The organism is Chitinivibrionales bacterium, from assembly GCA_035516255.1.
Classification (GTDB): Bacteria; Fibrobacterota; Chitinivibrionia; order Chitinivibrionales; family FEN-1185; genus FEN-1185.
Genome location: DATJAL010000051.1, coordinates 95,136 through 107,408, shown reverse-complemented (window position 1 = coordinate 107,408; position 12,273 = coordinate 95,136). Strand labels below are relative to the sequence as shown.

The following is a 12,273-nucleotide window of genomic DNA, read 5'->3' as shown; positions in this document are numbered from 1 at the left end:
TGATCGCAGGATCACAGCCTGGTGTCGAATCTGCTTTCGCTCGCGCCTGAGGTCCCCCGCATGCCGTGGGCGGACGCCTTGATCAACTCGGGGGTGTTTGCCGCATGCCACTGCGCGTCGACATCGGCGCTCAGGCCGCGTTTGGGAACCTCGACGGGATTCGAGCGGACCGCGGCGAAGAATTTGCCGTCCTGGGTGAGGAATCCGCACTCGACGACGAAGGTCTTTCCCTCTTTCTTGACGTGAAAATACCAGGCCCTGGTGTAGTCCTCGATGGGCGTGTCCTGGTATCGGCTGGCGTTCGAGCCGTTGTAGTCGATTCCGCTCACGTCAATCAAACGTAGTACTCGCACGGAAGACTCGAACGCCGGCGTCCCCATTTTCTGGATGAGCGAATTCTTCGTATCGTCGTTGATTTCCCAATACACGTAAATCCATTCAGGGTCCCTCGGGAGCGCGCGCATGTACGTCTGGCCGTACTCTTCGGGAATGTCGGGGCGGAAAAAATATCTGGGCCGCGATGCCGGCCGCTGCAGCGAAGAAGAGCTGAACCCGTCATCGAAATCGCCGGAAACGACCAAGTCGTCGGACCGCTGACCGCCTGGCCTATCTTCACGGCCGGATGGTTTGTGCTCCGTGCCTGACTCTTGGGTTTCAAAAGATCTTTTCATGGTGTTCCTCCCTTTTTTCGTGCGGAACGCTTAAGGATCTCGGGCATAAATCGCGATTGATTGAAAACGCATCCGCTTTTTACCTTTAATTCCGCAATCCTTTGTCCGAAATCATCAATCAAAAAGCGGGGCGGAACCGCGTTCCTGCGCGGCCTTGCAGGAAGCCGGGGACCAGGAGAGACTTCCTATCGAAAGGCATAAAGATAAATCTGTCAAAGCCCCGAAATGTACTCTATTCCCCGCCTGCAGATCTCCTTGCCGTATTCGGTCCAGATGCCGTGGCCCCAATACCGGAAGCAACTCGTCTGAGAAAGGAGCAGGAAGAGGAGGGCCTTGCGAAAAGAGAATCCTTGCCGCGCGGCGGCATCGTTGTCGAACCGCGAATGGAACATGCTGCTGAGCCGGTTCATGGGGTCGAGCACCGATTCGTAATTCTTTACCCAGCTGATGTTGTTGGTCCACGAAGCGCGATCGAGGTTGAACGACGGATCGAGGTCGGTTATTCTTTCAATGGCCTCGTCGCAAGCGCCGGGGCCGCGTTTGCAGGCGACTTCGTCCCAGATGCGATGCTGGGACACCGGCTGCACCGCGACAAACGAGGAGTCCCTCGCCCCCATGCGCCGGATCATCTCCAGATATTCGGAGCCGTTCATCGCGACGACACCTTCGGTGCCGATGGATCCAAAATCTTTTTTATACGCGGAGGGGAACTCGTTCATCATGACCCCGCCGTTTTCGCCGTCGCCGATCTGCAGCACATAGGGGGGAACCACGGCGCCCGCGTAGTCCTGAGGTCTGAGGGTCTTGGCTTCATAATACGGCTGCATCTGCGCCACCAGCTTGGTGTCGGAGCCTTGCGTCTTGACAAGGACGGTTATCTCCTCGACTTCTCCCACCGAATTCCGTGCCACGAGACGGTGCGGAAAATGCGGCCTCACGATGCCGCCGCCGTCGAGATTCTCTATGGTGTGCTGCTGGACCATGAGCCACTCATATCCGCATTCTTTGAGTGCCTTGACATATTGGTAACACACGTCGGGATGGATCGGCAGATGCATTTCGGGGGGCGAAAAACCCTTTACCCGGCGGGCCGCCTCGAAGCCGAAAATGGAGGCAAAGTGGCGGCGCCAAGCCATGATGTGCAGTTTGATGTCGGGCACGGGCGTGGACGACACCACCGCGTGCGACCACATGGTGCCGAGCCACTCAACGTAGCGCCGGTAGCTCTCGCCGGAAGCGATGAGGCGCAGGTTTTCAAGGACGTGCCCCTGCCCCATCTGGCGCAGGCCCCACAGCAAGTTTCCCGAATAGTCAAGCATGATGCGCGGGTTATGACCCTGTCCCGCGAGTTCGCGGATGAAATCCGACATACGGCTGTAGCACCACAGGAACACCGGCGCGTTGTGGTTGTCGCCAGCGTTCTGGTGTCCCATCATATGTTGAAGGTTTGATATCAGGTCGGCCGTCCGCAGGTCGGCATGCGCCGCCGGTATCGTGGGTTGGTGCATGTGGAGGGCAAGCCCGAAACACGCCTGCACCCTGCTCATGTTGATATTGGAGAGCGCGGCATAGGGTTCGCCGCCCGCGGGGCGCAGCGCCGCCTCCTCCTCCGGCGTGGCGCTGATGTTGGGAATGCCGTCGATGATTTCAGGGTCGCCGTTCATGGTTTCTCTCCGTTCACCGCCGCCTTGGCTTTTCCGCCGGCGAACACCCGATAATCGATGGAAGGAAAAATATTGTCTATGCATTCAAGCGCCGACAGCTGGCGTTCGTTGATCGCGCCGCCGTCGATGGCGTCGGCGAGCGCGCGGAACCGCGCCAGATGGTCTTTTACCCGTCGCACCGCGTATTGCTCGGCGGTGCCGTTCGAAATGATGAACGGCCAGTCGGAGCTCTGCGCCAGGAGCAGCTCGCGGCAGCACTGCTTGAGCGCGCGCGAAGCAAGGTCGCCGGGGGGCTGTACCGAAAACCGCGACGCAAGGTCGTGCAGACGCCGCCCGCTTTCGAACAGATGGGGGTAAATCCAGTCGGTCTTACCGTTGATCCAGGCCTCGAAATATCCCTCGTACCCCCAACTTGACGTATAGGGAACTCCGATCTGGTGCACGGGGTGGCGCGCCAGAAACTCGCCGGGCGTGGTGAGCGCCACCGTGTTCTGGTCATAAACGGTCTTTCGTATCAAAAAATCGAGCCATTGCGGGCCTTCGAACCACCAGTGGCCGAACAGCTCCGCGTCGAACGAGGTGACGATCACCGGCTCGATGTTCATCGAGCTGCTGAGGCGCTGTACCTGATCGATGCGCCTGCCGAGAAAATCGCCCGCGTGGTCGGCGGCGCGCTGGCGCGCGACCGACGGCTCGTACGGTTCCTTCCAGGCGGCGTCGCGGCCGGTGATGCGATGGTATTTGATGCCGGTGTCCACCCGCCGGTCGGAGGCGATGTAAGGGCCGATATAGCTCATGTCAAGTTCATAGCCGATGTCGCGGTAGAACTCGCGGTACCATGGATCGCCCGGATACCCTTTCTTCGACGACCAGACCTGCTCGGTGCTCTGTTCATCCCGTCCGAACGCCGCAGCGCCGCTGGGGGTGTAGAGCGGCGCGTACAACCCGAACATCGGACGGTTGCTGGCCCACGAAATGGCATGTGACTCGGTAAGAAAATATCGCACCCCTTCCCGCCGCAGGATGTCGTCGAGCCCCGGCGCATATGCGCACTCGGGAAGCCATATGCCGCGCGGACGGAACCCGAACACCTCCTCGAAATACGACAGGCCGGTCGCGACCTGTGCTTCGGCCATGGCCGGTTGCGAGGCCGCCACGGGAAGAAGCGCATGCGTCGCCGAGGTGGTGATCAGCTCCACCGTCCCGCGCTCGTGCAGCGCCTTGAGGCGCACGGCCAGGCGGCAGTCGCACGAAAGGAAATAATCGCGCGCCTCGGTGAAAAGCCAGCGGTACATTTCGGCGAGGCGTTTGAACCGCTCGTCAAAGGCGTTGCGCTCGATTTCCCGTTCGGCAAGCTCGCACAGCTTCGTGATGTGGCGGAGATAGCGTTCCTGGAGCAGCGGGTCTTCCATCATGGAGAGAAGCGTGGGAGAAACGGAATAGGTGATCTTGCAGGGCACACCGTCGGCGACCAGCCGCTCGAGCATCCGCATGGTACTGATGTACGTCTCGGTCATGGCTTCGAGGAACCACCGCTCCTCGAGAAATGATTCGTATTCGGGGTGCCGCACGTAGGGTAAATGGGCGTGGAGGACAAGGGCGAGATATCCGTTAGCCATGGGCGGGTTCCTTGACTTCGTGAAGGACTTTATAGTACAGCATGAAATAACGCGCCGCGACCGAATCGAACGTCTGCTGCCCCGGCGCGGCGCCGCGGCGTCCGGGAAACATGAACAACGGCCTGTTGAACATCTCTTTGAGGCCCCATGCTATTGAGCCGGGATTGTCGTATGCGACAAGTCCGTTATGGCCGTGCGATACGCAGGAAATTCCGGCCTGGTGGGTGGTGAGCACGGGCTTGCCGCCGGCAAGCGCCAGGCGCGCCACCGACTCGTCCTGCCGAGCACGCGCCGGCTGCGCCACAAAGCTGCACGCCTGCAGCAGCATGTTGAATACGTCGGATGAAGCGTGGCCGAAAAAACGGCATAGCTCGCCGTTTCCCCGTGCCCGTGCGCGGTTCTCAAGGTCGCGCTTGAGCGGGCCTTCTCCCACGAATACGAAATTGACCGCGCCGCGCTCGGCGATCAGTCCGCCGGCGGCATCGAGGAGAAGGTCTGCGCCCGCGGCGTAAGAAACTTCGCCGGCAAAAAGCACCAATGGCGCATGCTGGTTGAGGCCCAATCCGCGTTTGATGTCTTCCGACGACCGGGCCGCCTCGCCCTTTTGGAATAGCACATCGGGGATGATCACCACCTTTGAAGATGGTGTCCCGTAATCGCGCACGACGCTTTCGAAGGCGTCCTCCGACGGGACGACGACGTATTCCGCATTGGCAATCGCTTCTTTTTCTTTTTCAACGACGAGCAGCGAATTCTGCGAGAGCTCCGGGGAACCGCTCCGCTGCCGCTCGGTCGAATGCAGGGTGAGCACCAGCGGTACCCCCAGCCTGCACGCCGCCTCGCAGGCGATGATCGATGAGTACCATTCGTGACAGTGGATGAGGCTGAATGGAGCGCGAGCATGTTTGCATCGAATGCGGTCGACCACCAGCGGTGCGAGCTCGCCCGCTCCGCGTATCAGCTCGGCCGCGTTGCCGTCAGTGACGATTTGGGGGGAAAACAACTGCATCCTGCTCTTCATGACCCTGCACCGCGACGAGACGCGCATCGCCGACAACGCGAGCGGGTCGCGGCCCACCTGATAATGCGGCAGCCGCAGCACCACAACGGCGACGGACGGATCGGGGGCTTCGCTGATGCTGCTGCCCATCTCCTCGAACAGGGGCAGCGAAAAAATGTCGGACACCTTGAACACCCTGCTGTAGGCGGGGCCCACAAACAGGGCGTCGGTGCAAAACGCGCCCGCCGCGTTGTGCCGTTCCACATAGATGACCGGCGACCTGACGCACGGGCAAAAGGTATTATTGACAAGGCGGAACCCGGCTTCGAGCAGCATGTTGCGTCCCGGCCAGTCGATGACGGCGTAGTACGATCCGGTGGGGCTGTTGACGGTGATGTCGAACCAACGGTGCGCGTTGAAACCATTGAAAATGATATCGGTCACGTCGTAGATCCGTATGACCAGCCGGCTGCCCCCGAAGGCATCTCCCTGGGCGGCGCGCAGGCGGTCAATGGATTCCTGCGGGATATGCCAGTGTAAAAAATAAAATCTGGGCCGGACCATTACCGCGCCGATGCGCTCAGCGGTGAACGGCGCCGGAAAGGCGGTGCCCAGCGACCAGCACACGTCGCGTAATTCTTGACAAGCAATATTCTGGGGCATCCCCCCTCTTTTCTCATTACCATGGAAAGCGTGCAGCATTTTGCGAAAACGGGTTCTAAAATCGCAAATGAAATGCCAAGCGCGGGGGCGCTTTGGCCGTTGCTTTGATCGTTCAAAAAAACGGATATGCCGGCGGCGTCTCCCATTTTCCCGGAGCCTTGGGGCCGCCGCTGGACGCGCGGTGCTCCCGTTTTTGCAAAAGGAATTTCGCATCAATGAAAAATGTTTTCAGCTTTTGCACTTTGTTAACCCCAATTCTTTTTCCGAACCATGTTTTTTTCTGGCATATGTTTTGCAAAATAAAAAAAGTTTTGAGAATTTCTCGCGCCGAAAGAAATTTTGGTTCACGGTGTCTCCGCAAATGTCCCGGATGAAGGGGATATCGGCATATCCACCTTAACAAAAGGAGTAAACAACCATGCGGATAGCATTTCTTTCGTGGGAATCGCTCCATTCAATAATGATGGGCGGCGTGGCATACCACGTTACCGAACTGGCATGCGCGCTCGAACGCAAAGGCCACGAGGTGCATGTATTCACCAGACTCGGCCGTCCCAACCACCCCCTTTACGAATGCATCGATGGCGTCCATTACCATCGGTGTCCTTATTCGTCCCATTCCGACCCGGTCGAGGAAAACAAAAACATGTGCCGTTCGATCGTGTCTGCGGTGTACGCCGCCGAGGATTTTGCGGGCGCGTTCGACATCGTTCACGCGCACGACTGGCTCACCGCTCATGCGCTCGCGTGGATCAAGTGGGGACGGGGGCGAAAGACCGTTTTCACCGTCCATTCAACGGAGTTCGGACGGAGCGGGAACGTTTTCCACAAGGGAATTTCGAAAACCATCCGCGACATCGAATGGTTCGGCGCGTTCGAGGCCGACCGTGTCATCGCCGTGTCAAACGCCCTCAAGAACGAGGTCAAGTGGATATACTCAATCCCCGATTGGAAAGTAAGCGCGGTGCACAACGGCATTTCGTACTGGCACTTTAACGGATGGATCAATCCCGCCGCGGTAAAGGCGAGATACGGGATCGCGCCGCTCGACCCCGTTGTCCTGTTCGTCGGAAGGATGACTTCGCAGAAAGGCCCCGACCTGCTCGTGGAGTCGATCCCGAACATCCTCAAATTTTATCCGCGGGCGAAATTCGTGTTCGCCGCCGGAGACGGCAACCTGCACGGCAGCGTGGAAGCGCGGGCATGGCAGCTCGGCGTGTACCACGCAACCCGCTTCTTCGGATATCTTGACAGATGGCAACTGATCGACCTCTACAAGGCGTGCGACTGCGTGTGCGTGCCCAGCCGCAACGAGCCTTTCGGCATCGTGATCCTCGAGGCGTGGGCCGCGGGGAAACCCGTTGTCGCCACCGACAACGGCGGGCCGTCGGAGCTGCTCTGGCACAACGTGACCGGTTACAAAGTCAATGCGACCGTTGATTCCATTTCGTGGGGCCTCGGCACGCTCTTTTCCAATTTCGAGCATGCCCGCTGGATGGGCCAGAACGGCCGCTTCGCCGCGGAAAAATGTTTTTCCTGGGACACCATTTCAGAAAAAACGCTCGATGTTTATTACCAATTGGTCCCCCGGCCTCAGATTTTCGAGCAGGCTCCGGCCGGCCGGCAGGAAGAGAAAACCGCCGAGACGGGGCCGAAAGAGACCGACATAGAAGAAATTATGGAAATGGGAAAAACGGCCGTTGAGGAAACGAGCATTGAGCTTGTTGAATACAAGGAAACGGCGGAGACGGTGGCGGCGTAGAAAGGGTCTGCCTTTTGTTTGTTTCTATTTGTAAAGAATGAAAATACGGGCGTATCCCCGCCTCGCACCTCATGCGAGGCAGGGCCGGCCGCCCTTCTGGTCCGGGGCACGCCCTCGGTCTGCCGCGGCCTCCGGTCCTGCCTTTTGCGCGGCACATGACCGCCTGTCGCATTTGTATATTTCTCAATCTGGACCGGGGTGAAAGTACCTATGTCCTTGGCGACCGTGGCGGCCTTTGCGAGAGAACTTTTATTTCCTCCCGTCCCCCGACATACCAAACAACCCCGATCCCGACCCGGCAGCAGGGCTGAAAAATTCCCCCATTTCAACGGCGTTTTCTTTTTCTTCTTCCTCTCCAAACCTTTTTTCGCTCGCGCCCAGGAAGGTCAGCCGCCGTCCGGTCGAAAGCCGGATCAATTCGCCGGTGGTCGCCGATACCCAATCCTGGTCAGTGTCGGGACTCATTCCGTAACGAGGGGCAACCGCAACGTTCGACCGCACCGCGGCAAAATATCTTCCGTCCGCGGTGAGGAATCCGCATTCAGCATAGTAGGTCATTCCCGGTTCGGGCACCCGCACGTACCAGTTGTTCGCGAACGCATCGATCTCCCTGTCGACGTACTGATCGGCGTGCGCGAAATAAAGACGCAGGATTTTTTTTGAGGATTCAAACGCAACACCCATTCGCTTCTTCACCTTTTCCAGGGTGGGGCTGCTGATCTCCCAGTATAAAAACAGCCATTCCGGATCCCTCGGAATGACCCGCATATAGGTCTCGTTGTATTCGTTCGGAATCTCCGTTGTAAAAAAATATTTCGGTCCCCCGTGGGTCCCGGAGGCCGAAAAGATTTCTTTTAATGCTTGGCCGCCGGTGTCAACATCTTCAGACGCTCCCGCCAAAAAAGGAGAGCCCTCTTTCTTGGCCGGAGTGCTTTCCGCCGGTACTTCGGGTTTCCCTGGCAGCACCTTGCCTCCACGCTTTCCGGCCTTTGATGCACCGGGATCTATTTTGAGATTTTTTTTAACCGGCACCACGGAATGAGCCTTTCGTCTGCCGGTTTTCTTTTTATCGGCCATCGCCCTATCCTTCTTAAAATCATTGATCGCGATCACGCGTGCGCTGCCGCCGCTACGGGCTTGTTCCACCCGGTTGCGGTGATCCAGGCCGCGAGCGTCTTAAGCCCCGGATGGATTTTTCGCAGGCTGGGAATGTCCGCTCTGTACCCCGTTTTATTGAACCATTCTGTCATGATTGCGAGATCTTCGCTGACGCCTCGGAGCCGTTCGAGCGGCATCTGGACATACGCGACTCCGATCCCCAATGCTTCGCCAAAGCGCCTCGCGATCTCGGGCCCGGTCAGTTCGTCCCCGGCCAGATCAACGGCCTTCCCGGCATAGTCGCTGGGCGACTCGAACGCGAGCGACACGAATTCGGCGATGTCCGACACTGCGATCATCTGGAGCGGTTTGCCGGGGTCCAGCCCCATGGCCAGGGTGCCGGCGAGGATACTCTCTCGCGATTGCGGCATGATAAAGTTTTCCATAAAGGAGACAGGCCTGAAGATGGTCGCGGTCAATCCAAGGCTCACGATGTGCTGCTCCACCTTCCACTTGCTTTCGAAATGCGGAATTCCGGTGTTGCGGTTGGCGCTGCCAACGCTGCTGTAGACAAAATGGACAACCTCGGCGCGGCTTGCCGCGCTGGCAAGATTTTTCCCCTGTTCGGTTTCGCGTTCCACCCCTTCCCTGAATGTCTGGACGCTGAACGCGCCGTACACGCCGGCCACTGCGCGTTCGAGCGAGGAAACGTCGTTCAGATCGCCCTTGATGATTTCTGCGCCCGCCTTTCCCAGGGACTGCGCCGCGTCAGCATCAGGATTCCTTACAAGCGCACGCACCTGCCATCCCTTTGAAAGCAGCCTTCGCGCAACGGCGCCGCCCTGTTTTCCGGTGGCGCCGGCAACCAGAATCGTTTTGCCCTTGTGGTCCATGAATATCCTTCGGGGTTGTTTTTATTAATTCGCAAACGGATTTTTAGCTTGTCAAATCGCACACCACGGCCTGACAACATATTCCTTCACAAATTACCGCAACTTTAATGCCACGAACCACTCCTTGAATTTTAAAAAAATGCGCTGATAAAGTTTATTTTGCGAAAATTTTCTTAAAAATGAAAAACCGGAAAGATCCGCGAAGGTGGAATCCCAAAAAGATGGTCCGGCATTTGTGCATAAAAACACGCGAAACCGTTAAACGAGTTTGACCGTGGCGTATTTCGAATTTTTATCCGGGAGGGCAAGAACATGAAATTCCGTAAAGTCAAACGATGGCTCGGCAATCACCCCTTTCCCCACCATGTCGTCATTCCCTTGTTGTTCAAGACGCTGTATTCGGTGTTCATTCTCGGCGGCATTGTCTTTCTATTCCGGATCTTCCTTTAAGGGAACGCCGGTAATGAAGGCGGGGCGTCACCCCTTTTATTAACAAACGGCAATGCCCGCCGCCGGATCGCGCCGTGTATCGCCTTTATGTACCGCCGAAGGCGGTTTGCCAAAAAGCTTAATGCGATTGCGGGCGCGTTGTCACGTCATTCCGTACGGCACGGCAGGCGCGCTCTACGGATTTATTATGCCGCTTGCCTTGTCGCTGCGGCTTGCCGCGGGGTGATTCCATTCATTCCGGATTTGAAAAACCTCTTTGCAAAATCGGGAAATAGATGGGCCTCCTGCCACGTTGGAAAACTGGCAATTCTCTTCTCGGAACCAACCTTCACGTCCGCATTGTTTACTTTCGCAAAATTGCTGCACGCGATTCCTCGGAGATGCGATGATCAAATTCCGGCGGCATAGAATTTGCGGTACTATGCATGACTTCACCATTTAAAAATTATAGAAAGGGGTTTGTATGAAGGTAAAAAGCGTCATGACGCGAGGCATCGAGGGCATTCAGGCGAAGGACACCATACGGCAGGCTGCGGTGCGGATGAAGGAACTCGACGTGGGTTCTCTCGCCGTGTTCGAAGGAGACACGCCGACCGGCATGATCACCGACCGCGACATCACGATCAGGGTCGTGGGAATGTCGCTCGATCCCGCCGGCCTGACCGTCGGTGAAGTGATGACCAAGGAACCGGTCACGGTAAACGAGAACGCCGATCTTGCCGATGCGGCGCAGGTCATGGAGAATTATAAAATCAGGCGGCTGCTTGTCAAAAACGACCATAAGCAGATATCCGGCATCATCACGATCGACGATATCGCGCTGCGCGGAAACGGCAAACTCGCCACCGCGGTGATTAAGAATGTAAAGGAGCGTATTGGACCGCGCAGGTGACACTGCCGCCAAAACGGGAGTGGAAACGTGCGAAACATTCAATCATCCGGGACCGGTTTTTTAATCGGCGCTGCCGCGGCGGGCGCGTGCCTGCTCGCGTGCGGCGTCATGGTAATTACCGGATGCGCGAACGCACCGTTCAAGGTCCTCGGCGGGCCGGGCGTTTCGTCCCGGCCCGAGATTCCGTGGACGCCGCCGCCGAGCGCTGCGGCGGGCCGAAGCGCCTTTGAGGGCGCGGCCGAAAAAAATGCAAGGCCGCCGGGAATACCGAAGGAGTACCTCGCTCGCCTCGACAGCCTTTCGCTTTCCGATATTGTAAATATTGCTTTACTCAACAGCAGCCAGACGCGCCAGGCATGGGCGCAGGCGCGCGCCGCAGCCGCGCTATATGGAAGCCAGCAAGGGGCCTTTTTCCCCCAAATCAACGCCTCGTTGTCGGCCAACCAGCAGCAGAATTCGGTTGCCGGGGGAAAACTCGCCTACACCGAGCGCAACGTGCTGGCCGATGCCTCGTTCTCCTGGCTCATCTTGGACTGGGGAGGGAGAATCTCATCGGTCAATGAGACCAAATATGCGCTGTTTGCCGCCGATTGGACCCACGACGCCGCGATCCAGAACGTCATCCTCCAAGTGGAACAGGCGTATTACGGTTATTTCTCCGCCAAATCGCTGCATGCGGCCCAGCAGGCCTCGGTCGACGAAGCGGCGACAAACCTGAAAGCGGCCGACGAACGCGACAAGGCGGGACTGGGCACCACGGCCGACGTGCTCCAGGCGCGCACCGCGCTTTCACAGGCGAAGCTCTCGTTCGAATCATTAGCCGCGCAGATCATGACCACGCGCGGGGTCCTTGCCACCGCCATGGGACTTCCGGCAAACACCGGTTTCGACGTCAACGTTCCGGTGGGCGCCCCGCCGCTTGACAGTGCGAGAATATCCATCGGCGAATTTCTCGACTCGGCGATGCGCCTGCGCCCCGACCTCGCGGCCGCCGCCGCCCAGGCGCGGCAGGCCGAAGCGCACGCCTACACCGTGCTCACCCAGCTCTTTCCGTCGTTTTCGGCCAGCGGGGACGTGGGACGTATTTACTTTTCGCAGCAGGACAAGGGCTCCACGACCTACAACGCGACGGTGAGCCTCGACATTCCCCTGTTCTTCGGCTTTTCGCGTCTCCACAACCTCATCGCGGCCCGCGCGCAGGCCGACGCCGCCCGCGCCGGCGAAAAGAACTTCCGCGATCTCGTGGTCCTTCAGGTGTGGACCGATTACTACAACCTCGAAAGCTCCGGCCAGATGGTGCGGACCAGCGACGATCTTCTGGCGAGCGCGCAGCAGAACCACGATGTTGCCGCCGGCCGCTACGGGTCCGGCGTCGGCACCATCATCGACCTTCTCACCGCCCAGGCCGCGCTCGAAGGCGCGCGGGCGCAGCAGGTGCAGGCGCGCGCGGGATGGTGGACGGCGGCGGCGCAGCTTGCCCACGACACCGGCATGCTGACGGCTGTCGCGGCCGTCAAGGGCCGCGGCGTGCAAACGACCGGCGAATGAAAGGAACGTCAGC

General features: G+C 58.6%; 10 protein-coding genes. 4 read left to right on the top strand and 6 right to left on the bottom strand.

Annotated elements, in window-relative coordinates; genetic code table 11:
• Positions 1-11 precede the first annotated feature (11 nt).
• The 4 genes from VLX68_15115 to VLX68_15100 all read right to left on the bottom strand — a co-directional run bounded on the left by VLX68_15115 (position 12) and on the right by VLX68_15100 (position 5,617).
• On the bottom strand, positions 12-671 hold the full coding sequence (locus VLX68_15115) for a DUF4912 domain-containing protein (GenBank protein ID HUI93575.1): 660 nt from the start codon (positions 669-671) through the stop codon (positions 12-14).
• Positions 672-883: 212 nt separating this feature from the next.
• Positions 884-2,335: a hypothetical protein gene (locus tag VLX68_15110; GenBank protein ID HUI93574.1), complete on the bottom strand. Its 1,452-nt coding sequence runs from the start codon at positions 2,333-2,335 to the stop codon at positions 884-886.
• Complete coding sequence (locus VLX68_15105) at positions 2,332-3,954, bottom strand: 1,4-alpha-glucan branching protein domain-containing protein (GenBank protein ID HUI93573.1); 1,623 nt, start codon at positions 3,952-3,954, stop codon at positions 2,332-2,334. The genes VLX68_15110 and VLX68_15105 overlap by 4 nt, the downstream gene beginning before the upstream one ends.
• Entirely contained in the window at positions 3,947-5,617 is a 1,671-nt protein-coding gene (locus tag VLX68_15100; protein ID HUI93572.1) for a DUF4912 domain-containing protein, read from the bottom strand. The genes VLX68_15105 and VLX68_15100 overlap by 8 nt, the downstream gene beginning before the upstream one ends.
• 418 nt (positions 5,618-6,035) lie before the next feature.
• Here VLX68_15100 and VLX68_15095 point away from each other — a divergent pair, with 418 nt between their 5' ends.
• Entirely contained in the window at positions 6,036-7,379 is a 1,344-nt protein-coding gene (locus VLX68_15095) for a glycosyltransferase family 4 protein (GenBank protein HUI93571.1), read from the top strand.
• A 249-nt stretch (positions 7,380-7,628) separates the two neighbouring features.
• Here the strand turns inward: VLX68_15095 and VLX68_15090 are convergent, their stop codons facing one another.
• Both VLX68_15090 and VLX68_15085 read right to left on the bottom strand, forming a co-directional pair.
• Positions 7,629-8,456 (bottom strand): DUF4912 domain-containing protein, encoded by an 828-nt coding sequence (locus VLX68_15090; protein HUI93570.1) that lies wholly within the window; start codon positions 8,454-8,456, stop codon positions 7,629-7,631.
• Between the two features lie 32 nt (positions 8,457-8,488).
• The gene (locus VLX68_15085) at positions 8,489-9,370 is read right to left on the bottom strand and encodes an NmrA/HSCARG family protein (protein HUI93569.1); all 882 of its coding nucleotides are present in this window, start codon (positions 9,368-9,370) and stop codon (positions 8,489-8,491) included.
• A gap of 312 nt (positions 9,371-9,682) precedes the next feature.
• Here VLX68_15085 and VLX68_15080 point away from each other — a divergent pair, with 312 nt between their 5' ends.
• The 3 genes from VLX68_15080 to VLX68_15070 all read left to right on the top strand — a co-directional run bounded on the left by VLX68_15080 (position 9,683) and on the right by VLX68_15070 (position 12,260).
• The gene (locus VLX68_15080) at positions 9,683-9,820 is read left to right on the top strand and encodes a hypothetical protein (protein ID HUI93568.1); all 138 of its coding nucleotides are present in this window, start codon (positions 9,683-9,685) and stop codon (positions 9,818-9,820) included.
• A gap of 463 nt (positions 9,821-10,283) precedes the next feature.
• Positions 10,284-10,712: a CBS domain-containing protein gene (locus tag VLX68_15075; GenBank protein ID HUI93567.1), complete on the top strand. Its 429-nt coding sequence runs from the start codon at positions 10,284-10,286 to the stop codon at positions 10,710-10,712.
• Positions 10,713-10,739: 27 nt separating this feature from the next.
• Complete coding sequence (locus VLX68_15070; GenBank protein ID HUI93566.1) at positions 10,740-12,260, top strand: TolC family protein; 1,521 nt, start codon at positions 10,740-10,742, stop codon at positions 12,258-12,260.
• Positions 12,261-12,273 lie beyond the last annotated feature (13 nt).